The organism is Pontibacter aquaedesilientis (genome assembly GCF_014773225.1).
GTDB lineage: Bacteria > Bacteroidota > Bacteroidia > Cytophagales > Hymenobacteraceae > Pontibacter > Pontibacter aquaedesilientis.
The window spans coordinates 404,671-426,721 of sequence record NZ_JACXAJ010000001.1; the positions used below are offsets into that span (position 1 = coordinate 404,671).

Annotated in this window: 18 protein-coding genes; 6 read left to right on the plus strand and 12 right to left on the minus strand. The window is 50.4% G+C overall.

Annotated elements, in window-relative coordinates; all coding sequences use genetic code 11:
- Nucleotides 1–27: 27 nt before the first annotated feature.
- Complete coding sequence (locus H9Q13_RS01805) at nt 28–213, minus strand: hypothetical protein (RefSeq protein WP_191182040.1); 186 nt, start codon at nt 211–213, stop codon at nt 28–30.
- Nucleotides 214–532: 319 nt separating this feature from the next.
- On the opposite strand from H9Q13_RS01805, the gene H9Q13_RS01810 reads away from it, so the two are divergent.
- Nucleotides 533–2,041: a hypothetical protein gene (locus tag H9Q13_RS01810; RefSeq protein WP_191182041.1), complete on the plus strand. Its 1,509-nt coding sequence runs from the start codon at nt 533–535 to the stop codon at nt 2,039–2,041.
- 162 nt (nt 2,042–2,203) lie between these two features.
- Nucleotides 2,204–3,532 carry an MFS transporter gene (locus tag H9Q13_RS01815; protein ID WP_191182042.1) on the plus strand — a complete coding sequence of 443 codons (1,329 nt, stop codon included), beginning with the start codon at nt 2,204–2,206 and terminating at the stop codon, nt 3,530–3,532.
- A 78-nt stretch (nt 3,533–3,610) separates the two neighbouring features.
- On the opposite strand, the gene H9Q13_RS01820 is transcribed toward H9Q13_RS01815, so the two are convergent.
- Nucleotides 3,611–5,275: an amidohydrolase gene (locus H9Q13_RS01820; RefSeq protein ID WP_191182043.1), complete on the minus strand. Its 1,665-nt coding sequence runs from the start codon at nt 5,273–5,275 to the stop codon at nt 3,611–3,613.
- A 9-nt stretch (nt 5,276–5,284) separates the two neighbouring features.
- Nucleotides 5,285–6,058, minus strand: coding sequence for an AMP nucleosidase (locus H9Q13_RS01825; protein ID WP_191182044.1), 774 nt, complete (start codon nt 6,056–6,058; stop codon nt 5,285–5,287).
- Between the two features lie 87 nt (nt 6,059–6,145).
- Here H9Q13_RS01825 and H9Q13_RS01830 point away from each other — a divergent pair, with 87 nt between their 5' ends.
- A complete protein-coding gene (locus H9Q13_RS01830; protein WP_191182045.1) occupies nt 6,146–6,601 on the plus strand; it encodes a type I restriction enzyme HsdR N-terminal domain-containing protein in 456 nt (151 codons plus the stop codon).
- 11 nt (nt 6,602–6,612) lie between these two features.
- On the opposite strand, the gene H9Q13_RS01835 is transcribed toward H9Q13_RS01830, so the two are convergent.
- The 3 genes from H9Q13_RS01835 to H9Q13_RS01845 all read right to left on the minus strand — a co-directional run bounded on the left by H9Q13_RS01835 (nt 6,613) and on the right by H9Q13_RS01845 (nt 10,881).
- Nucleotides 6,613–8,484, minus strand: coding sequence for an LTA synthase family protein (locus H9Q13_RS01835; RefSeq protein ID WP_191182046.1), 1,872 nt, complete (start codon nt 8,482–8,484; stop codon nt 6,613–6,615).
- A 194-nt stretch (nt 8,485–8,678) separates the two neighbouring features.
- The gene (gene ald, locus H9Q13_RS01840; RefSeq protein ID WP_191182047.1) at nt 8,679–9,791 is read right to left on the minus strand and encodes an alanine dehydrogenase; all 1,113 of its coding nucleotides are present in this window, start codon (nt 9,789–9,791) and stop codon (nt 8,679–8,681) included.
- Between the two features lie 307 nt (nt 9,792–10,098).
- Nucleotides 10,099–10,881, minus strand: coding sequence for a DUF1573 domain-containing protein (locus H9Q13_RS01845; RefSeq protein ID WP_191182048.1), 783 nt, complete (start codon nt 10,879–10,881; stop codon nt 10,099–10,101).
- 194 nt (nt 10,882–11,075) lie between these two features.
- Here H9Q13_RS01845 and H9Q13_RS01850 point away from each other — a divergent pair, with 194 nt between their 5' ends.
- Nucleotides 11,076–13,484, plus strand: a complete 2,409-nt coding sequence (locus H9Q13_RS01850; RefSeq protein ID WP_191182049.1) for a thiamine pyrophosphate-dependent enzyme — start codon at nt 11,076–11,078, stop codon at nt 13,482–13,484.
- 70 nt (nt 13,485–13,554) lie between these two features.
- On the opposite strand, the gene H9Q13_RS01855 is transcribed toward H9Q13_RS01850, so the two are convergent.
- Complete coding sequence (locus H9Q13_RS01855; protein ID WP_191182050.1) at nt 13,555–14,139, minus strand: hypothetical protein; 585 nt, start codon at nt 14,137–14,139, stop codon at nt 13,555–13,557.
- Nucleotides 14,140–14,213: 74 nt separating this feature from the next.
- Between H9Q13_RS01855 and H9Q13_RS01860 the strand changes: the two genes are divergently transcribed.
- Complete coding sequence (locus tag H9Q13_RS01860; protein ID WP_191182051.1) at nt 14,214–15,209, plus strand: acyl-CoA synthetase family protein; 996 nt, start codon at nt 14,214–14,216, stop codon at nt 15,207–15,209.
- A gap of 70 nt (nt 15,210–15,279) precedes the next feature.
- A complete protein-coding gene (locus tag H9Q13_RS01865) occupies nt 15,280–16,173 on the plus strand; it encodes a zinc-dependent peptidase (protein ID WP_224744009.1) in 894 nt (297 codons plus the stop codon).
- Nucleotides 16,174–16,256: 83 nt separating this feature from the next.
- Here H9Q13_RS01865 and H9Q13_RS01870 read toward each other — a convergent pair whose 3' ends face one another.
- The 5 genes from H9Q13_RS01870 to H9Q13_RS01890 all read right to left on the minus strand — a co-directional run bounded on the left by H9Q13_RS01870 (nt 16,257) and on the right by H9Q13_RS01890 (nt 22,042).
- Complete coding sequence (locus H9Q13_RS01870; protein ID WP_191182053.1) at nt 16,257–17,417, minus strand: sigma-54-dependent transcriptional regulator; 1,161 nt, start codon at nt 17,415–17,417, stop codon at nt 16,257–16,259.
- A 123-nt stretch (nt 17,418–17,540) separates the two neighbouring features.
- Nucleotides 17,541–18,437 (minus strand): transglutaminase domain-containing protein, encoded by an 897-nt coding sequence (locus H9Q13_RS01875; protein ID WP_191182054.1) that lies wholly within the window; start codon nt 18,435–18,437, stop codon nt 17,541–17,543.
- Between the two features lie 345 nt (nt 18,438–18,782).
- The gene (locus tag H9Q13_RS01880; protein WP_191182055.1) at nt 18,783–19,883 is read right to left on the minus strand and encodes a hypothetical protein; all 1,101 of its coding nucleotides are present in this window, start codon (nt 19,881–19,883) and stop codon (nt 18,783–18,785) included.
- 100 nt (nt 19,884–19,983) lie between these two features.
- Nucleotides 19,984–20,778, minus strand: coding sequence for an FRG domain-containing protein (locus H9Q13_RS01885; protein ID WP_191182056.1), 795 nt, complete (start codon nt 20,776–20,778; stop codon nt 19,984–19,986).
- Between the two features lie 202 nt (nt 20,779–20,980).
- Nucleotides 20,981–22,042 carry a PA0069 family radical SAM protein gene (locus H9Q13_RS01890; protein WP_191182057.1) on the minus strand — a complete coding sequence of 354 codons (1,062 nt, stop codon included), beginning with the start codon at nt 22,040–22,042 and terminating at the stop codon, nt 20,981–20,983.
- Nucleotides 22,043–22,051 lie beyond the last annotated feature (9 nt).

Below are 22,051 nucleotides of genomic sequence, written 5' to 3' on the forward strand. Positions count from 1 at the left end.
GATTATGCCCAATTCAAAAGGGGGTGACTATTTGTCAACATTAGTCCAGTTGCCAGTGCCACCCATAGTTGAGAAAGTATCACCGGACTTTTTGTTCGTCTTTGTGTCTGCGTCAGTCGAAGTAGTAGTCGTGTTCGTGTCTACGTCTTTTTTCTCTTCTGTAGTTGTTCCGAGCAATAGATTCAGGATGATGGCGATGATGATAGATGTCATGTCTTTAGTGCTTTAGAGTGTTGTTTTGTTAAGACAAAGATGAAACAAGTCTTTCAACTAATAAAGGAATATTCATACCTAAAAGTAACTTATATTTATTAAGGCTTTGATTTGTTTTTACAAATAGAAAGTTGTTTTATTTGAGTATGACAGCAGTAATTTGAATTAATTACCAGCGGATTTAAGAAAAAGTAACATTTTCCTACTTATATTTGAAAGTAGCCAAGTGTTTTATTTACTAAAACCGGTGCTAAGTTAAGCTAATCCGAAATTAAACTAAATGAAATTAGCCTGACCTTGTTGCACTTATGTTTTTCTTATGAAAGAGCTGACCAAACTATCAAAGATCGTGTCAAGCGTAACAGGTTATGCATACGCATCGGCCAAAGACTTGAAGCTCTATTGTAAAGAGGAGCTCTTTCTTAAAAACCTGGAGGAGGGGGCTTATAAGAATGATGCAGATGCCGCTGCTGATCTCTACAACTCCGGTCCTGACGATGTTAGGTATAAAATGCTGAAACATAGAGTCAAAAACAGACTTTATGGCAACCTGAATTTTGTAGACCCCGACAAGTCAGGCCTCAACGATGTCCGGAAAAAAGAGCTCGAATGCAACAATCTGCTTTATCAGGCCAACGTACTCCGGCTCCAGTATGAGTTTGGTTTGGTGACAAGTGTCGCCAACAAAGCACTGGTAATTGCCCGTGAGTTGGATTTCACGGACCTGGAAGTAAATGCACTGGAATTGCTAAACCTCAGTTATTCAGAACTTGGGTCCTCCAAGAAATTCCTAACAGTACAGAAAGAGCTTCGGCATGCGCTGGAGCGCTTTATAAAGGAACGCGAAGCCGTTTCCATTTTTCAGCACGTAACGGTGCAACTGCGCAAGTCGATCAAAACGCGAAAGGAGTTTCTGCCAGAACTTCCCGAGATCATCAGACAGTTGGAGGACCTTTGGCTAAGTTCGGGTACGTTCAGTGCTTTCGATGCGTATTACAAAACCTTCATCTGGTACCATGAGCTGGAAGGTAATTTCAAAGAGATCATTAGCATAACGGTAAACTCTTTAAAACTAGTGGACAATAACAAAGTGAATTCACATCGCTTTGATTTGATGTACAATAACTACATACTGGTTTATGCGCACCTCCGAGCCAAGGACTTTAGCAATGGACTGCAATATGCAGAAAAGAATCTAAGTTTATACAATACCTCGTCCCTGAACTGGTTTGCCTACATGGAAAACTATTTCTTGTTGGCGGTACATGCGAAGCAGTATGAGCTCGGCAACATACTGTTGCAACAGGTCTTCGATAACTTTTCATTCAGTTCGGTTCCGACTACCGCCCGGGAGCGATGGATGCTGTACCTGTCGTATTTCAGGCTGATCTACCCACAGGCAACCCTCACCGGCAATGAGGCAAAAAACCCCTACCTGTTATCTTTGCCGGAGTATAGCAAAGACAAACTTGGCTTTAACGTGGCCATTCTGACCCTGCAGTATATATACCTACTGGAAAAAGGAGATTCGGAGGCGCTTCTCTACCGCATCGAAAGCCTCAAAAAATACATCTCGACCCACCTGAAAGATGTATTCAGCCTCCGCAGCAAATTGTTCCTGAAACTCCTGATATTGGCCTTCACCGAAGGGTATGACGCCGAACAGTCCCGTAGAAAAGGGGAGAATCTTTACAGGAGACTGATCGCTACCCCGGCACCCGGCGATGCCTACGCGGAAATAGAAATTGTGCCTTACGAGCATTTGTGGGATCTCATTTTACAGATCCTGACCAGAAAAGAAAACGGTATTGACACTCGGTTGAAGTAAAGAAGCTGACTGCACTAGGGACAGGCCACTGGGGAGGTAGTTGCTGGTGCCAGCACTTTTTACAACTACATAGTTGATTGAGAAATAGGGCAGCTAGCTTTACAAAACAAATTCTTCGGAGTTTTATGATCCGGCGGATTAGATTTTTGCTATATTTCAGCTATGCTAAAAAACGACCCTACCATTACTAGGGCCTGGTGCGTGTATGACTGGGCTAATTCCGTGTACTCACTGGTCATTATTTCCACTATTTTTCCTATCTACTACAGTGCGGTATCCAAACACCCCGAAACGGCATCAACCCTAGTCAGTTTCTTCGGTGTAGAATTGCAGAGCTCGGTCTTGTTCTCTTATGCGGTTTCCGGATCGTTCCTGCTTATTGTTATCATGAACCCCTTTCTGACGGCTATTGCTGATTATAGCGGGCGAAAAAAACTGTTCATGCAGCTATTCTGCTACGTGGGTTCTATTTCCTGTGCCAGCCTTTTCTTCTTTACAAGGGAGACCTTTTCCATATCGATTGTCATGTTTATGCTGGCCTCCATAGGGTTTACGGGTAGTATTGTGTTCTATAACTCCTACCTGCCCGAAATTGCGACCGAAGACCAATATGACCGTCTGAGTGCCCGTGGATTTGCTTTGGGTTATGTAGGCAGTGTGCTTCTTTTGATCTTCAACCTAGCCATGATTCTGCAACCGGGCTGGTTTGGTATTGCTGCCGATAACACCAGTTTGCCACCACGTATAGCTTTTCTGACCACCGGAATCTGGTGGTTCGGGTTTGCCCAGTATACCTTCTATCATTTGCCATCCAATGTCTACCAACGTAACCCTCAAGGCAGTTGGATACTCAATGGTGTGAAAGAACTCAAAAAGGTGCTGGCCCAGGTAAAGGGACTGCCGCTGCTCAAACGTTACCTGTTGGCTTACTTTTTCTTCAACATGGGGGTACAGACGGTCATGTACGTGGCCACTATCTTCGGGATTGAAGAACTGAAGCTCCCAAGTGAAGCGCTGATTATCACCATCTTGATCATACAGTTGGTAGCCATTGCCGGGGCCTATGGCTTCGCAGCGCTCTCTGCCAGGTATGGAAATATCCGGGCGCTGATCATTGCGGTTATCGTCTGGATTGGTATTTGTGTGGCGGCATATTTCACCACCACCGCCATGGAGTTTTACATACTTGCTGCTGTAGTGGGTTCCGTGATGGGAGGTATACAGTCGCTGTCACGCTCTACTTACTCCAAGTTGATTCCGGCTACGACACAGGACCATGCTTCTTACTTCAGCTTTTATGACGTGACCGAGAAAATTTCCATCATGCTGGGCACGCTGGCCTATGGGGCCATTGCGCAGGCAACCGGCTCGATGCGCTACAGTATACTGGCACTTATCCTTTTCTTTGGTTTGGGGTTGATCTTCCTCTCTTTGATAAAAGGCAATAAGTCGCTGCAACCGCAAGGGGAAACAGAGGCGGTGCTCCGATAACTTCACAAATTGTTCTACACAAAAACGGCGGCCCCATCAGGCCGCCGTTTTTGTGTAGAACAGATCGCTGTTTACTGATTACTGTTTTCTGTAAACCTGCTTCCCGTTCACGTAAGTGCGCAAAACCTGTAGGCCGCGCATCTGGTCCGGGGCAATGGTCATGAGGTCGCGGTCTACGATTACGAAGTCTGCGAATTTACCTGGCGCAATGCTACCCTTTTCTTTTTCCTCGAAAGCGGCCTTCGCTGCCCAGATCGTCATACCACGCATGGCCTCTTCACGGCTCAGGGCATTCTCCATCTGGAAACCACCCTCAGGCCAGTTTTTGCCATCCTGACGGGCTACTGCCGCATGGAACCCATATACGGGGTTAATGTCCTCTACCGGGAAGTCGCTGCCCAAAGGCATGTAGCCGTTCTGGTCCAGCAGCTGCTTGAAAGGGTAGGCATGTGCTATTCGTTCTTTCCCCAGGCGGTCGCCAGCCCAGTACATATCCGAAGTGGCATGTGTGGGCTGTACCGATGGAAGCACGCTATACCTGCCATACTTGTTCATATCCGCAGGATTCACAATCTGGGAGTGCTCAATACGCCAGCGTTTGTCGTTTTTGCCTCCCAGCACTTCGCCGTAGATGTCCAGCAGCAGGCGGTTGGCCGAGTCGCCGATCGCGTGTGTGTTCATCTGAAAGCCGTGCTGGTTTAGTAAGGCAGCGATGTCGCGAAACTCTTTTTCGGTAGCCAGCAGGAATCCGTAATGCCCCTTGCGGTCGCTATAAGGCTTGAGCAGATTGGCGCCACGTGAGCCCAGCGCACCGTCGGAGTATACCTTGAAGGAGCGCACATTCAGGAAATCCGTCTTATAAGGGCCGTTCTTAAAGTAATAGTCCTGGTTTGCCTGACCCGGGTTAAGCATCGCGTACACGCGCATTTGCAGTTCCCCACTTTTGTGCATGGCGTCCATCAAGTCAATGGTGGCCTTGTCCAGTCCTGCATCTGCCACGGAGGTAAGGCCCACGGCAAAGCAGTTCTTTTGCGCGTTCTGCAAAGCCTGTCGCTGCTCCTGTTCGTCGGCTTCCGGTATTTTGGAGGTCACCATGTCCACAGCATTGTCGATCAGGATGCCGGTCATGCGACCTTTTTCCACTTCCACCAGTCCGCCTACCATTTTGGTGGCAGGAGTTACACTGGCCATGTCCAGCGCCTTCTGGTTAGCCAGTGCGGCGTGACCATCAATGCGGGTGATGATAACCGGAGTGTCTGGGAAGAGCAGGTCCAGGGTGTCCTTCGTAGGGAATTCCTTTACCGCCCAATCGTTCTGATCCCAGCCACGGCCTGTAACCCAGTCGGCATTTGGGTATAGCTTATGCTGGTCCACCACTTTCTGCACCACTTCTTTAAAGGAGGCAGTGCCCGTCAGGTCAGCCGATTGCAAGGCCAGGCCATAGCGGTAAAAGTGGGCGTGTCCGTCAATAAGGCCCGGGTAAATGGTCTTGCCTTCGGCATCCAGTTCTTCGGTGGCCTTGTACTTGGCACGCAGCTCGGCCGTGGTGCCAACCGCTACGATCTTGCCGTCTTTCACGGCAAAAGCTTCGGCCTGGTCGAAATTCTCATTGACGGTATACACGTTGCCGTTGTACACAATCAAATCAACCGATTCGCTGCCGGTAGTGCTAGAACTGCAACCGCTCAAGAGTGATGCGCCCAACAGGGCTGCGGCTGCAAACGTGCGTAGGGTTTTCTTCATGAATGGTGCTTATTCAAAACGCATGTGTTTCACTGATTCACCGGAGTTGATGAGCTCTATCAGGGAGTCTATACCTATACTAAGGTGTTTCTCTACATAATTGGTGGTCACCAGCTTGTCGCTCTCCGATGTTTTCACACCTTCCGGTATCATCGGGTTATCCGACACCAGCAGCAAGGCGCCATGCGGAATCTCGTTGATAAAGCCTACGGTGAAGATTGTGGCGGTCTCCATATCAATGCCCATGGCACGGATCTGGCGCAGGTACTCCTTAAAGTCTTCGTCGTGCTCCCACACGCGGCGGTTGGTGGTGTACACCGTACCGGTCCAGTAGTCCATCTCATGCTTTTTGATCATGGACGAAACGGCACGCTGTAAACGGAAAGAAGGCAGAGCCGGGATTTCTGGTGGCAGGTAGTCATCGGATGTACCTTCGCCACGTATGGCCGCAATCGGCAGGATCAGGTCACCAATGGCCGTCTTGCGCTTCAGACCGCCGCACTTGCCCAGGAAAAGGGCCGCTTTTGGTTTGATGGCTGACAACAGGTCCATGACGGTGGCCGCCATGGCACTGCCCATGCCAAAGTTAATGATGGTGATGTTGTTGGCCGTAGCGGTTTGCATAGGCTTGTCCAGACCCCTGATCTCTACGCCAAACCTGTCGGCGAACATGCGCACATAGTTAATGAAGTTGGTGAGCAGTATATACTCTCCGAATTCGTCCAGGGGCACCCCTGTATACCTTGGTAGCCAATCGCCTACAATTTCCTCTTTGGTTTTCATGATATAAATATAAGTAAATAGATATAAAAAAGCCGCCTTGGCAGATAGGGTTGCTGGGGCGGAGGCTGAAAAATGGTAAATTGCGGCATGGAAACGCTGAATCTACCGTCGTTTGAATACAAAATTAAGCATTCTGACGCTAATGTCATGATTTTTGACGCGCTCCGCCGAAAATATGTGCTGCTTACGCCGGAGGAGTGGGTTCGCCAGCATTTCGTGCACTACCTGATCGGTTCACTCCAGTATCCCAAAAGCCTTATCAGCATAGAACGGGGCACGACCTATAACAAGTTGCAGAAACGCACCGATATGTGTGTGTATGATCAGCAGGGCAAGCCCTATCTCCTGGTAGAGTGCAAGGCCGCACATGTGCCGATTACGCAGGAAGTCGTCAGGCAGGTATCAGTTTACAACCAGGTACTGCAGGCGCGGTACGTAGCCATCACCAACGGACTGGAGCATTATTGCTGGGAAGTTAATTTCGAGACACGCCAGTTTCAGCCCCTGCCAGGTATACCGGCTTTCAGTGATGCCTCTTTATAATGGCTATACCGCTACTTTTTGCTGTTAGCCCAGTGGTACAGATCGTTAGCCACTAACTTATTTTGGAAATACTGCACGTAGGCTTTGAGTTGCTGCCCTCGTTGGGTATAATCCGGGGTTTCGCCATTAAAGCTATGGTAATGCACCTGGTCATCGGCTGTTAGCTCGGTCATCCCTTCTTGCTGCACCATGAAGTAAGAAGCGCCATTGTAGAAGAGTGCATGCCCTGGCTTGGAACTATCCAACACAGATTGCCCAAAAGGCAGGAGCCTGCCAGAAGGGAGCTTAAGGTAATCCACCAGCGTGGGTAAAATGTCGGCGTGCTGCGTCACTTTATTTACATCGGCTTCCAGCTTTTTGCCCGGATGAAAAAGAAGCAGGGGTACCCGGTAGTAGCCCGCCTCATGCTGATACTCCGGGCGAACGCTCTTCTGGGTATGGTCTGATACCACCACAAACAGGGTGTTGTTGTACCAGGGCTGTTGCGATGCCGTTTTGAAAAACTCCCGCAAAGCATGATCCGCATATCCAATCGATTCGTGTATCTCCGTTTCTCCTTTCGGGAATCTTCCTTTGTACTTGGCAGGTATAGCATAGGGCTGATGCGAGCTCAGAGTAAATACTGATCCAAAGAACGGCTGCTGAAAGCTATTAAGCTCGCGGATGACGTACTGCAGGTAAGGTTCATCAAAAATGCCCCAAGTGCCATCATAGTCGCGATCCCTGTGTTCAGTAGGATACTCATCCAGGCCATAGTAACGCGCTATACCTGCCATTTGCGTATAATGGTCGAACCCCATGCTGCCATTTATTGCCCCATGGAAAAAAGCAGAGGTATAGCCTGCCTGACTTAAAATATGACCAAGGCTATAAACTGTACTCGACTGATAGGGAGAAGTGATGTAAGGTTCCTGCATGAGTGAGGGCAGTCCGGAGATGATGGAAGGAAGCGCTTCGATGGACTTACGGCCATTGGCATAATTGTTCCGGAAAAGCAGGCCTTCGGCAGACAGGGAATCCAGGAAAGGGGTATAGCCCTCGCCGTTGTTCAGAGCCCCGACATACTCTGACCCAAAGCTCTCCAGTATGATCAGCATCACGTTCTCACGTATTGGCTTGCCATCCGCTTGTGCTTTTACTTCAGGGCCGAACGGAAGAGCTGCCAGCAATTCCTTATCGGAGTCAAAATAATGTTTCTCTTCGAGCTTGGTCTTGCCAATGCTTTTGATGAAAGTAAAAGGCGTGTTAAGTGTCAGGTGACCAAGTGACGTATGCCCATATACAAAGGCATGCGCGGGGCGTAGGGGTTTTAACTGCACGCCGCCCCGTATACCCAGCACGACAAATGCGGCCATACCTATTAGGCGCAGATAACGTTGCCATGTTTTGGAAGTACCGACAGGTATAGCCGGAGCTTTCGGGAAAAGCCGGGCCAATACCACGACCAGCGCCATAAATCCCAGACCCATGTACCAGTAATAACTCGCCAACTGACCCAGCTGGTTCACGATATCGCCTGTAATCGTGAAAATCTCGTTGCCTGACCGTCGGCCAATGAATTTAAAGAACTCTACATCGACTAGCGCCAGGGCGATGAAAGGGGCATTGGAGAGCACGAACACCCAATGGAGTACGCGCTGATACGTGCGATGCTGCACCTGGCCGTGTGGGAAAAGCGAAAGCAGGATAAACAACGCGTTAACGATCACTACTGCCGCTGCATCGAACCGGAGCCCGTGCACAAAAGCCAGTACTATTTGACCGGAAGAGGCATCGGCAAAGGAACCATAATTGAATAGCAGGAAGATTGCCCGTAGTAAGGTATAAAACAGGAAAACAAGGCCCAGCCGGCGAAGGAGGAGCCTGAGACTACCGTCGAACATCGAGTTTATGAAAATTTTGTAAGCCTGCAGCCCCTAAACAAGACCAGGCAAATATGAAAATAACCAGCTGTGCAGCTGCCTGTCCAATTGGTGGGCAAAGATACCTAAAACGTTGCTGATTACCGCAATTAAAATAAAAGCGCCTTCCTGAATTGGTCAGGAAGGCGCTTTAGTATGAACGGTGTTAGCTTAAATTATAGCACAGAATCAACTTCAGTATAGTCCAGGTTGAAGGCTTCAGCCACACCTTTGTATACCACTTTACCCTGCACGATGTTCAAGCCAAGCTTTAGCTCGTTGCTGTCGGCACAAGCCTTTTTCCAGCCTTTGTTAGCCAGCTGGATCGCATAAGGCAACGTTGCGTTGTTAAGCGCCAGCGTCGAAGTATAAGGCACGGCACCTGGCATGTTGGCTACGCAGTAATGCACCACATCATCGATGATGTAAGTTGGGTTTTCGTGCGTAGTCGGCTTGCAGGTCTCGATGCAGCCACCCTGGTCAACGGCTACGTCTACCACCACGGTGCCCGGACGCATTTCTTTCAACATGTCGCGTGTGATCAGGTGAGGAGCCTTAGCGCCAGGGATCAACACGGCACCAATGATCAGGTCGTGCGTTGGAAGAAGTTCGCGGATGTTGTATTCGTTTGACATAAAGGTGTTCACGTTGGCTGGCATGATATCGTCCAGGTAACGCAGACGGGCCAGGTTCGTGTCCAGGATCGTCACGTCGGCACCCATACCTGCCGCCATTTTGGCTGCGTTGGTACCTACCACACCACCGCCCAGGATCATCACCTTGGCAGGACGCACACCCGGTACGCCGCCCAGTAGAATACCACGGCCTTTCAGTGGCTTCTCCAGATACTTGGCACCTTCCTGAATTGACATACGGCCAGCCACTTCTGACATGGGCACCAGGAGCGGAAGGCTTCTGTCGGCACGCTCTACGGTTTCGTAGGCAAGGCAAACCGCCTTTTGCTTAATCATGGCGTGCGTCAGCGGCTCATAAGAAGCAAAGTGGAAATAAGTGAAAAGCAACTGATCTTCTTTGATCAGGCTGTACTCCGACTCAATCGGCTCTTTCACTTTGATGATCATCTCTGCGATACCGTATACTTCCTCAATGCTAGGAAGGATGGAAGCACCGGCTGTGGTATAATCTTCGTCCATGAAACCGCTGCCTTCACCGGCAGTAGCCTGTACATAAACTTTGTGGCCATTGCGCACGAGTTCGATAACACCTGCAGGGGTTAAGCCTACACGGTTCTCGTTATTCTTGATTTCCTTTGGAACACCAATAATCATGTCGTTCTTTCTTATAGTATTAGATATTGGAAAAGCTGCGCAAATATACCATATCTATCTTGAAATAAAAGGGCTATTGCCAAAGCTGCATTCACAATGTTTAAACTTTTGTAGGTGTTTGATTGCAAGTCGCTTGGCGGGGGAGGGGCTGGGGTAAATACCCCAGCTATGATTTCAGGCGCGGCTTCCTAAAGCAGGAGCAAAGGTGTATGCCTGTAGGGGGGAGAACTTAAACGGAAAGGTATAGAATGAAAAAAGGCAGTGATAAAATCACTGCCATTAGTACAAAATAAAACTATGAAAAAAACTATCTGAAAGGTGTCGGCTGGTTGCCTTCCCTTAACATATTTTTTTGAGCCAGACTCTCTACTACAGTAGCCTTCAGCGTCAGCTTGAGATCTGGCATTACAATATCATTCGAAACAATGGTTACTACCTCGTTTTGCTCCTTTAACATTGAGGGAACGTAGGTTAGTTCCAAAGTTGCCTGCTGTCCGGGTTTTAACGAAGGCTGCGAAACTTTATAGGTCACGCAATTGCAGTTTGCCTTCACGCCCTGCACCACCAGGTCCTGCCGACCCGTGTTTTTGATGGTAAACTTCGCTACGGCTTTTTGCCCTTTTTCAAGTTTTCCGAAGCTGTGCGAAGTAGTTCCAACAGCCAAACGCGGTGAGTTTGCTTTTTGTTCCGGCGTGTAACTTGTTTTTAAATCTTGTGGCCCAACCTCACCTTTGATGAAGATCACGGCATGCGGCGTAGCAGCATTTGAGGTGATGGAAATGGACTTATGGAACGGTCCCGGGCGGCCTGTACTATTGTACATCGCTTTGATCACGCCTGTTTTGCCTGGCATAATCGGGTCCTTCGTCCAATCCGGTGTGGTACATCCGCAAGACGGCTGCACATGGGAGATAACCAGAGGCTTGTCACCCACGTTCTTTACAACAAACTCATAAGAAGCCTGCACCCCCTCGGCAATGGTACCAAAGTCGTGTGTTTCTTTTTCGAATTTGAGTTGGCCCTGTGCCTGGGCGCTGAAGCCTGCCAAAAACAGGCAAATCGCTGTCAGGAAGTAAAATTTTTTGTTCATGTTCAGGAATTTATTAATGCCGCTTCGTTTATTTTCTATTATGCAAAGCAAACAAAGATATAAAATCTTTTTGCAAATAAATAGCAACAATAACTATGCCCCTGTGCGCCCTCTGGCGTTTACAGGTTTGATTTTAGGCTAATCTTATGTACTTTTGATGGTAAAATTTACTAAAAAGCTTTTACAGAGAAGACATGCAAACTGCTGAAGCATCTATAACTCAACGACTAAGCACCCAGGAAATACTCAACGACTACCGCATTGCGTGGGAAAGTCGGCATGCGAGCCTTGCCGGCCGCAAGGAGGTGTTCATGGGCAAAGCCAAGTTCGGTATCTTTGGTGACGGAAAGGAAGTAGCCCAGCTGGCGATGGCCAAGTTCTTTCAGAACGGTGATTTCCGATCCGGCTACTATCGCGACCAGACCTTTATGTTCGCCATCGGTGAACTGACGCTCCAGCAATACTTTGCACAGCTTTATGCGCACACCGATGTAGAGGCAGAGCCTTCCACAGCTGGTCGTGCCATGAACGGACACTTCGGTACCCGCCTTTTGGATGATGAAGGAAAATGGAAAAACCTGACCGAGTCCAAGAACTCCAGCTCCGATATCTCCCCAACTGCCTCCCAGATGCCACGACTTGTGGGCCTGGCTTACGCTTCTAAGCTGTATCGCCAGAACCCGGACCTGCAGGACATGAAGCAGTTTTCGGTGAATGGGAACGAGGTGGCGTTCGGAACAATTGGTAATGCCTCGACTTCCGAAGGTATGTTCTTTGAGGCCATTAACGCGGCTGGGGTGTTGCAGGTGCCTATGCTGGTGTCGGTTTGGGACGATGGTTACGGTATTTCAGTGCCAGCCGAGTACCAGACCACGAAAGGAAGCATTTCTGAAATACTGGCCGGTTTCCAGCGCAACAGTCGCGAGGAGCAAGGTTATGAGATATTTAAAGTGAAGGGCTGGGACTACCTGGCGCTTTGCGAAGCTTACGAGGCTGCCGTAAAGGTATGCCGCGAGGAACACGTACCGGTGCTGGTGCACGTGGAGGAACTCACGCAGCCGCAAGGCCACTCTACCTCCGGATCGCACGAACGCTACAAGTCAAAAGACCGCCTGGCTTGGGAAGCAGATTACGACTGTCTCCTGAAAATGCGCGAATGGATGCTGAGCGTTGGAGTTGCCAGCACAGAGCAATTGGATCAGATTGAGTCAGAGGCCAAAGAAGCCGTTCGCCAAGCCCGTAGTGCTGCCTGGAACGCATTTGCCGAAGGCATTAATGAAGACCACGAAGTAGCGCTGACGCTCTTGAACAACCTGGCGACTGCCAGCGAGCATATCACAGAAATTGCCACTATCACAGAGGAACTGCGCAAAACAGTTACTCCAATCCGCAGCGATGCGGTGAGAGCGGTGCGCAAGGCATTGCGCTACGTGCGTGACGAGAATAACCAGGCCAAGCGTGAGTTGATTGGCTGGTTGGAGCAGACACTCGGCGAAAACTCGGACCGTTTTAACTCTTACCTGTATAGCCAATCCGATGAGTCGGCACTGCAGGTAGAGGAAGTAAAGGCTGAGTTTGCGGAAGATGCTCCCTTGGTTGACGGCCGTGAGGTACTGCAGGCTTGTTTCGATTCCATTCTTTCCCGCGATCCGCGCGTGTTCGCCATTGGGGAGGACGTAGGTCGAATAGGGGATGTGAATCAGGCTTTCGCTGGTCTGCAGGAGAAACACGGTGAGATACGTGTAACCGATACAGGTATACGCGAGTGCACCATTATCGGGCAAGGTATAGGAGCTGCTCTGCGCGGTCTGCGTCCGATCACCGAAATTCAGTACCTCGACTATTTACTGTATGCCATCCAGATTCTGTCTGACGATGTGGCCTGCCTGCAGTATCGCACAAAGGGCGGACAGAAAGCGCCGCTTATCGTGCGTACACGTGGTCACCGTCTGGAAGGTATCTGGCACTCCGGTTCTCCGATCGGCATGATCCTGAACAGCATAAGAGGTATGCATGTGCTCGTGCCACGCGACATGACGCAGGCAGCAGGATTTTACAACACCCTGCTTCAGGCTGATGAACCAGCTTTGGTGATCGAGTGTCTAAACGGTTATCGCCTGAAGGAGCGTATACCTAGCAACCTCGATACATTTACGGTGCCGTTGGGCAAGCCGGAAATTTTGAAGCAAGGCTCTGATATCACCATCGTAACGTACGGTTCTATGTGCCGCATCGTGCTGGAGGCTGCCCGCCAGCTAGAGGAGTTTGGTATTTCAGCCGAAGTGATTGACGTACAGTCCTTGTTGCCGTTTGACCTGGAGCACATGATCACTGATTCTATCCGTAAGACGAATCGTGTATTGTTCGCTGATGAAGACGTGCCGGGAGGCGCTACTGCCTTTATGATGCAGCAGGTGGTGGATGAGCAGGGCGCATGGCGCTACCTCGATTCCAAACCGCAATGTCTGTCTGCGCAGGCACACCGTCCGCCTTACTCTTCCGATGGCGACTATTTCTCCAAGCCGAACCCGGAGGATGTGTTCGAGACTGTGTATGAAATTATGCACGAGTCTGACCCAAAGGCTTACCCTGTGATTTACTAAGAAATCAGTGGCTATAAAATGAAAAGGCCCTGCAAATCATGCAGGGCCTTTTCATTTTATAAGCAAAACGTTAGTTTGGTTGGAACAGAACGATCTCGTCTGTCGTCACGATGTTGCTTCTGTTAGGGACCGGAGTGGTGCGGTCATAAATGTAAATGTCAAATTTAATGACGGTGCCCGGTCGTAGCAGCGGAAATTCGGCAGAGTTGATTTCATTGATGCTATACTTGATTTCTCCCTCAAGCGGTTCCGGACGCTCATCGGCAGAAAGCCGGCCAAAGCGCCCTGAGAACTGGAAGCCAGGTATAGGGAAAGGGTAAGGTATAAACCGAGAGCCAGTTGCGCTGTTAGGGTCTGGCACCTTCACATACATCACCGTATGGAAGTTGTCGTAGTAAATGGAGCCTTCGTTAAAAGGAGCCTGCAAGTCCTGCGATTCCCGGTCACCGGATAAACCCAGGTTGCCATCGCCATCCTTGAAGCCAATCACCAGCACCAGCGAGTCGCGCTTCACGTTGTTGGATTCAAACAAGTATTGCTCCACCCGCCTGAATTCTATCTCTGGTACGACATCATAAACGGGTTCTTTACGGCAGGAGCTTAGGGCCAACAGCAGAAAGAGGCAGGCTATACTATACTTTAGCATGTATCTCATGTAGGATCTCAGAAAATGAAGCTAAATTTACTAAATCAAACGATCAGATACAGGAATTGTTATAAATAATTTGGATGAACTTCAAAGCCCGACACTTAAGCCAACTGCACGGTTCTCAGCCTTTTGACTTCGAGGCTATTGCTCTTGAATTGTTCCATTACCAGGCTCGGTATAACGCCATGTACAGAGCCTACCTGCGGCATCTTGGCGTAGACCCCAAGCATATCAACTGTCTGGAGGCAATTCCTTTTCTCCCGATCGAGTTTTTCAAGACACATGATGTGAAGACCGGAGACTTTGAGCCCGAGGTGATCTTTTATAGCAGCGGTACCACCCAAACAGCACGTAGCCGCCACCTGGTGTCAAGTCTGGATGGGTATAAGCAAATTTCTCAACGGATTTTTGAGGCTTTCTACGGCCCACTGACTGACTTTGTGGTGCTGGCGCTGCTGCCCTCTTACCTGGAGCAGGGCGGTTCGTCGCTGGTGGCCATGGTTGATCATTTTGTGAAACAGTCGGGGCAGCAGGAGGAGGGCTTTTACCTCCGTAACCATGAGCAGCTGCTGCATACAGTCAAAGATGTGCAGCAAAAAGGCAAGAAAATTCTGCTTATCGGGGTATCTTATGCCTTGCTGGACTGGGCCGACGAACTACAGGGCAGAGAAGACTTCAGCCATGTGACAATCATGGAGACGGGCGGTATGAAAGGCCGCCGCCGCGAGATGATTCGGGAAGAGTTGCATACCTGCCTTAAAAACGGGTTTGGGGTAAAGGCGATCCACTCTGAGTATGGGATGACGGAACTGCTCTCGCAGGCCTATTCGCAGGGCAATGGTATTTTCAAACCTGGCTATACCATGCAGATACTGCTCCGCGATCTGAATGATCCCTTCGACATCCGGCCCGACATGCGCTCCGGAGGCATCAACGTGGTTGACCTGGCCAATGTGGACTCCTGCGCCTTCATCGAGACCAAGGACATTGGTAGAATAAAAGAAAACGGTAGCTTTGAGGTGCTCGGCCGCTTCGACAACTCCGATATCCGGGGCTGCAATTTGTTGATCGCCTGACATCCTTGTTCTCACTCTTGCGTTATACGTCCCCATGGGTTATATATTTTTCATAGCGATAGTAGCAGGCATGGTCCTGCTTTTTTACAGATGGGCCACCCGCAAAGAGCGCAGGCGCCAGCAAATTCTGAAAGACGGCTTTCCGGTGGAGTGGCGTAAGATCCTACAGGACCGTGTTGGCTTTTACCATACCTTGAAGGAGGAAGATCAGCAGCGCTTTGAGCGAAAACTGTTGCTTTTCGTGTCAGAGAAGCGCATTACAGGTATACAGACCGAAGTCGACGACACAACCAAAGTGCTGGTTGGGGCGAGTGCCATCATCCCTATTTTCGGGTTTAAGGACTGGGAGTACCATAACCTGGGCGAGGTGCTCGTGTTTCCGGGGAGTATCAAACGGTTTAAGGATCCCGAGAACGAAGCTGTTTCGGAGGTATTGGGCCGGGTGAACCCTTTTCAGAACGACCACTACGTGACACTCTCCAAGCCAGCACTGGAACAGGGTTTCAATGACATGGCCGACCGCAAGAACGTAGGTATACACGAATTCGCCCACATGCTCGACCAGGCCGATGGCGAGATAGATGGTGTGCCGAAAGCCTACCTGCCCGATGAACTGGTGCGCCCCTGGGAAGAACTCATGTACCGCAAAATCAGTCAGATCGAAAAAGGGAAGTCTGATATCAACTCGTATGGCGCCACCAGTGAGGCAGAGTTCTTTGCTGTGGTGACAGAGTATTTCTTCGAGAAGCCAGATCAGCTGGCCGAGAAACATCCGCGCCTCTATGAGATGCTAACCAAAATATTCAAGCAGAACCCCAAACGCCGCTTCCGCCTCAATTTCAGGAGCCTGCTCAACCCGTATGGCAAGCGCCTGGGCCGGAATGAGCCCTGCCCATGTGGCAGTGGGGAAAAGTATAAGTCCTGCTGCCTGCAAAAGAAAGGAACGCTAGCAGCGGCTGCATAGGTATAAAGCAAAACGCCTCGGCCATTGGCCGGGGCGTTTTGCAAAGGTGAGTATCAGTTAAGCGTTAAGATCAGTTAATGCGGCTATACTGGTCGGGCATAGGCTTTGGCGTCTTCCATGGTTATCTCCTGGCCACTCATGATCACCAGGCGTTCCACCACGTTTCGCAGTTCCCGCACATTGCCCCGCCAGTCCAGTGTTTTGAGGTACTCCAGCGCATCGTTCGTAATGGACTTGGGTTTGTTGCCGTAGTCGTTGGCGATGTCCTGCAGGAATTTCTGCACCAGGTCTGGTATATCTTCGCGGCGCTCATTCAGTGGCGGCACATGGATCAGGATGACGCCCAAGCGGTGATACAAGTCCTCCCGGAAAGTCTTGGCTTCGATCTCCTCCAACAGGTTCTTGTTAGTAGCGGCCAGTACGCGCACATCTACCTGTATGTCTTTGTCACCACCCACACGGGTAATCTTGTGCTCTTGCAGGGCACGCAGCACTTTAGCTTGTGCCGATAGGCTCATGTCGCCTACTTCGTCCAGGAAAAGCGTGCCGCCATTGGCCTGCTCAAACTTACCGATTCGCTGCTTCACGGCAGAGGTAAATGAACCCTTTTCGTGCCCGAACAGCTCACTCTCGATCAGTTCGCTAGGTATAGCCGCGCAGTTTACTTCTATCAGCGGGCCGTTGGCGCGATTGCTGTGCTCGTGTATGGCACGGGCCACCAGTTCCTTGCCTGAGCCGTTGGGCCCGGTGATCAGCACGCGAGCATCAGTCGGCGCTACCTTTTCAATGGCCTGCTTCACGCGGCCCAGCGCTTCGGAAGTACCCACCATTTCATAAGTCTTCGAAATCTTCTTCTTGAGGATCTTGGTTTCGGTCACCAGGCTGGACTTGTCCAGTGCATTGCGCACCGATACCAGCAAGCGGTTCAGATCCGGTGGCTTCTGCAGGAAGTCATATGCACCTTTTTTGGTCGCTTCCACGGCCGTGTCGATGGTGCCATGCGCCGATATCATGATGAACGGGGTGTCGGGCGACAGTTCCATGGCTTTTTCGAGCACTTCGATCCCATCCATACCGGGCATCTTGATGTCGCAGAGCACCACGTCATACTTGGTCTTGCCAAGCTGCTGCAGTCCTTTCTGCCCGTCTTCCGCCTCGTCTACGTTGTAATTCTCAAACTCCAATATCTCCTTCAGGGTGCTGCGGATGGCCCGCTCGTCATCTATAATCAGGATTTTGGGCATATTTTTCTTTCGTTTTATTCTGTGAGGATAAGTATATAAAATAAACAGCCGCTAATCAAGCGGCTGCTGCATTTGTACGATATATCTTAAAAATTAGATGAACGATTCAGGTATAATACCCGATCATGAACTGGTGAAGTTGATCACACTGTAAAGCTCCGGCTCCAGAAACGGTCCACCCGGGTAACCGGCCGTATAGTCAAAATTGATCCAAAGCTCTCCGTTGGTTTCATGGAAGTGGATCTTGCCGCCTGTTACTTCATCCGGGAAAAGCGAGCGCACGGCATAACTTACCTTGTCCAGATCTTCCACCGTGCCCATTTTCACTTCCGCATACATATGGTTAGGGGAAATCACAATGCGGGCCTCACCCCCAATAGACATGATGGAGGAGGCGATCAGGATGGCATAATCGTCGCAGTCGCCAGCCAGCAGTTTGATGCTCTCGGTGGGAGGGGAGTAGTAGTCCAGCCCCAGGGGGTCGTTGACGTAGCGCCAGTTGTTTCGCACATGCTTGAAGAGCGAGAAGTAGCGTACGATCTTACCATACTTGCGGTAGTATTCGTCATGAAAAAAGCGGGTGGAGTTCTCGACGGCAAAGGAGCGCACGGCAGGGTGTGTCGGCTGCATGGCGCTTTTTACGCGGCGCTCCTGGAAGTAAGTGCCTTTCACTGGCTTGAAATAAGATACCTTGCTGGAGTTGCTGGTCATGTTCACCAGCATGGCGTTGTAGTCAGAGTAGAGGTTCTCTACCGTATAGTCGTCGAAGGTGCTGTTGAAGAACATGGCCCCCATGATACCCACAAACAACAGCAGGATGAGTTTCTGACTGATAGTGGTGACCACTACCGAAACGATAGCAGCGAGTATAACGCACAGCAGGAAGTTCAGCTCATAGTCGATGAAACTGATGGGCGGGAGGTAAAAACTGATAAGGACCGCCATCGGGAACACGATGATGATCTGAATGAACCGAACTAAAAACGTAGTCAGATTGGAGAGCTTGAACAATTGCGTCATGATTCCTGGCTTTTGTGGTTTCTGGCGCCTAAGGCCCTTCTGGCTTTAAAACTGCTGCGATGGAAAATATCTTATACCTGTAACGCAAATTTCGGGCCTCTCTACTCATTTCTGTTCCCGATTATTTCTATTTTTTTCTCTGCGTAGTCTAGGCTGATAATTTCGGGATTTTTTTCAGATATGGAAAGCAAAGCAATTCAAATGACGGAAATTTAGTTCAGGGCAGAGAAGAACCCTGAGCCGCTGCACCGCCACTGCGCAATCCATAACCGATCGGGGTGGTAAACAGAAGGGCAAGCTTAAAAGCATAGCCTGCGCAATTGTCGTGCAGGCCATGCTTTTTGCTTACTGATACTGGATGTAAAGCGGTTTTGGGGTTAGTGTAAGGATTTCTTCGGGCGTCATCAGGCGCGAATTGTTGCGCGTGTCGTTCTTGTAAAACACCTTGAAGCCTGTATACTGCACGGGCTCCTTGGCAATAAAGCGGCGGTAGGTGTCCTTTTTGAGAGCCGGCGATCCCCAACCGTCCATGTGCATGACCACTTGTACCTCTGGCCGCAGTTTTATCTCCTGATGGTTGGTGATCATGCGCTGCGTGAAGCGGTGCACAATGAGTAACTTAGGCGGCAGATTATGCTCTTTGGTGATGTCGGCTAGCATTTCGGTAGCGTAATTGATGTCTTTGGCGTCAAAGCTCCCTATACTTCTGCCCGGAATCCCGTTTTCTTTCATGGCAAACTCTGCATCTATACCCAAGTGCACGTTTGGCAGCTTCAGGAATTGGGTCAGGCGGGGCAGTTCTTCCGGCAGGGTACTGCGGCCTACCTGCACATCCAGAAATACGATTGCATCCCGTTGTTTGGCCATTGCCAGCACATCTTCAATCATCTTGTCGGTCATGCGCAGGCGGTATTTGGCGCCCCGCCCCGGGTGCCCCTGGGCGGTCACCACAATGGCATGCAAGGCAGGCTGTACAGGTATAAGCGAATCGGCTTTGGTCCAGTTGGCTACCTCTTCATCCAGTCGATTCAGCATTTCCTCGGCCGGGAATTCTCCCAGTATACCCATGCGCTTGGAGAGTGGATTGCCATAATAGGCCAATATGCGTTTATGGGGCAATATGGCGCCCGGCAGCGGTGCTGGGCCTGGGTATTCGTCGGCTGGCGTGGCAGATGCCGGGGCTGAAGCAACATTGGCCGCAACGGTATCCGCAGGGAGAGGGGAAACGCTGTCTTTAACAACTGCCTGTTCATACCTTTCTGTGCTAACGGGTATGGTAGCAGAGTGTACTTCTTTGTCCTGCGTGCAGGAAGTAGTGCTCAGCAACAGGGCTGCAGCGATGACGCCAGTCGCATACTTCAGCTGTTTGTTTAAGTGATAGTAGGGTAAGTGGTTATGTGCAAGGCCGTTGGTGGTCTTGAGTGTCGGTAGTAAAAAAGGGCTCATCTGTCAGGTGTAGAATATTCAGGAAACTGTTACTCAAAGTATGGATATTTCGTGAGGAAGCAGCGTTCTGAACCCATTTTTTAATAAAAATTTTAATTTTCTACTCGTGCGTATAATGCCTTTTCAGCCATTGGCTCAGGCCTTGCAGACCTGGAAACAGCACACGCTCCGTGATGTTGGCCTGATCTAACTTATCCCGGATCTCCCATTTCAGTTCGGCAGGTATGATCACCCGGAAATAAAGCTCCGGGTGTCTTTCCAGCCAGGCGCTCATATTGGCCTGTGCCGTTGACATGAGCGAGAAGAGGGCATACTGATGCACAATGCGGGCGTCGAGAGAAGGGGGCTCCAGAAAAACCACAAACTCTTCTGCCTGTAGTTGCGCCAGTTCCTTCAGCGAGGAGCAAACGGGCTGCAGCATGTCTGGGGTGAACACATTGGAGCCTTCCTCCCGGATAGCGGATTTGAGTGTAGTCGGCAGGAATTCGTTTGCCTTCACGTAATCCACGCACCAGATAGCACCGTCTTCGTTGTAGCTAGACAGGTTTTGGGTGGCAAAGTGCAGGGCCACGTAAGGAGAGTAAGTCCAGTCGAGCAGGCGGGTTGGCAAGCCATGGTGCTGGGCAACAGCCAGCCAGTTCCAAAGCGAATTGCCCGGAGCCGCATTGCTGTGGGCATACTTTTTGAAATTGCGGAGAATGTGCGGCTCCAACTCGTGGTAACGGCTGCCGAGGCGGGTCAGGCTGGTGCTCAGATCGTACTGTTTACTCCAGGAACCTCGGTAAGCATAAGAGGACCGGAAGCGCTTGATATTGTCGTTCCAGCTGTGGTCGAACAGGGCCGACTGTACCTCGGCCCAACTGGTTACGATGATGTCTTTTCCTTGTTTTTCCATGCAAAGGGAGTAATTGTCATGAAATAGCAGGTGGTGCTGTTGCCGTATACCTGACTGCTGCCTCCATGGTTGTGTCCACCAATGATAGCGTTTATCAGCGTGATTCGCAACCTGGCATTAAACCTGGCCTGCCATACCTTAGCTGCATACGCTCGTTCTGTCCTGCTTCCCGTTTATGCCTGAACAGGTATAGGTTAAATGATCAGAAGAAGCCAAGCTGCTTCCCTGCTCTGGTGCAGAAGTGGTTATGGTTGTACGGTTTCATGCTGCGACCTGCCATATACCTGTTGCGACTCATTTTGAAGAGTTTATTGATGGCATCCGCAAACTTGCCCTCACCCCGCATGCGGGTGCCAAAGCGGCTGTCGTTTAGCTGCCCGCCGTGGCAGTCCGCGATCTGGCTCAATACCTTGTCGGCGCGGTCCGGGAAAGCCCCCCTTATCCAGTCTTCGAAGATGGGGCCGATGCTGCCATTAAGCCGCACGATGGTATAGGCGGCGCTGCTGGCACCCGCCTCGGCTGCACCTTTGATGATGGCCGGTATTTCAGAGTCGTTGAGGCCGGGAATGATGGGGGCGACCATCACATTGACAGGTATACCGGCAGCGGCCAATTCCCGAACCACTTGCATGCGCCGGGCACCGGTGGCGGTGCGGGGTTCCAGTTTCTGGCGTAGCTTTTCGTCCAGGGTAGTAATGCTGATGTTCACATGCACCAGGTCCAGCTTGTTGAGCTGCTGCAGCAGGTCGATATCGCGGAGGATGAGCGCATTTTTGGTGATGATACTGACCGGGTGGCGGTACTGCAGCAGCACTTCCAGCATACGCCGGGTGAGTTTCTTTTTCGCTTCGATCGGCTGGTAGCAGTCGGTGTTGCCGGCCAGCATAATGGGCATCACCTGCCAGTTCTGGTTCTCCAACTGCCTGGCCAGTACTTCCGGGGCATTCTCCTTCACGATAATCTTGCGCTCAAAGTCCAGCCCGGCACCGTAGCCCCAGTATTGGTGCGTGTTGCGGGCATAGCAGTACACACAGCCGTGTTCGCAGCCCTGGTAGGGGTTCATGGAGTAGGTTAGGCCCAGGTCCGGGCTCTCCACTTTATTCACGATTTTTTTCGGATGTTCGGCAAAGAACTCGGTTTTAGAGTTGGACAGCATCGCTTCGTCCAGGCCTTCGACGTGCTCGGCGACGTATGCTTGTTTCAGGTAGGGGTTGGCGGGATTATACTGTGCGCCCCGGCCTTTCAAAAATTCCTTTGCTTTCATTGTGTGTTT

Bases quoted from the DNA above. Each gene is read 5' to 3' on its own strand.
- H9Q13_RS01805 (WP_191182040.1), bottom strand. From the start codon at position 213: ATGACATCTATCATCATCGCCATCATCCTGAATCTATTGCTCGGAACA.
- H9Q13_RS01810 (WP_191182041.1), top strand. From the start codon at position 533: ATGAAAGAGCTGACCAAACTATCAAAGATCGTGTCAAGCGTAACAGGT.
- H9Q13_RS01815 (WP_191182042.1), top strand. From the start codon at position 2,204: ATGCTAAAAAACGACCCTACCATTACTAGGGCCTGGTGCGTGTATGAC.
- H9Q13_RS01820 (WP_191182043.1), bottom strand. From the start codon at position 5,275: ATGAAGAAAACCCTACGCACGTTTGCAGCCGCAGCCCTGTTGGGCGCA.
- H9Q13_RS01825 (WP_191182044.1), bottom strand. From the start codon at position 6,058: ATGAAAACCAAAGAGGAAATTGTAGGCGATTGGCTACCAAGGTATACA.
- H9Q13_RS01830 (WP_191182045.1), top strand. From the start codon at position 6,146: ATGGAAACGCTGAATCTACCGTCGTTTGAATACAAAATTAAGCATTCT.
- H9Q13_RS01835 (WP_191182046.1), bottom strand. From the start codon at position 8,484: ATGTTCGACGGTAGTCTCAGGCTCCTCCTTCGCCGGCTGGGCCTTGTT.
- ald (WP_191182047.1), bottom strand. From the start codon at position 9,791: ATGATTATTGGTGTTCCAAAGGAAATCAAGAATAACGAGAACCGTGTA.
- H9Q13_RS01845 (WP_191182048.1), bottom strand. From the start codon at position 10,881: ATGAACAAAAAATTTTACTTCCTGACAGCGATTTGCCTGTTTTTGGCA.
- H9Q13_RS01850 (WP_191182049.1), top strand. From the start codon at position 11,076: ATGCAAACTGCTGAAGCATCTATAACTCAACGACTAAGCACCCAGGAA.
- H9Q13_RS01855 (WP_191182050.1), bottom strand. From the start codon at position 14,139: ATGAGATACATGCTAAAGTATAGTATAGCCTGCCTCTTTCTGCTGTTG.
- H9Q13_RS01860 (WP_191182051.1), top strand. From the start codon at position 14,214: ATGAACTTCAAAGCCCGACACTTAAGCCAACTGCACGGTTCTCAGCCT.
- H9Q13_RS01865 (WP_224744009.1), top strand. From the start codon at position 15,280: ATGGTCCTGCTTTTTTACAGATGGGCCACCCGCAAAGAGCGCAGGCGC.
- H9Q13_RS01870 (WP_191182053.1), bottom strand. From the start codon at position 17,417: ATGCCCAAAATCCTGATTATAGATGACGAGCGGGCCATCCGCAGCACC.
- H9Q13_RS01875 (WP_191182054.1), bottom strand. From the start codon at position 18,437: ATGACGCAATTGTTCAAGCTCTCCAATCTGACTACGTTTTTAGTTCGG.
- H9Q13_RS01880 (WP_191182055.1), bottom strand. From the start codon at position 19,883: ATGAGCCCTTTTTTACTACCGACACTCAAGACCACCAACGGCCTTGCA.
- H9Q13_RS01885 (WP_191182056.1), bottom strand. From the start codon at position 20,778: ATGGAAAAACAAGGAAAAGACATCATCGTAACCAGTTGGGCCGAGGTA.
- H9Q13_RS01890 (WP_191182057.1), bottom strand. From the start codon at position 22,042: ATGAAAGCAAAGGAATTTTTGAAAGGCCGGGGCGCACAGTATAATCCC.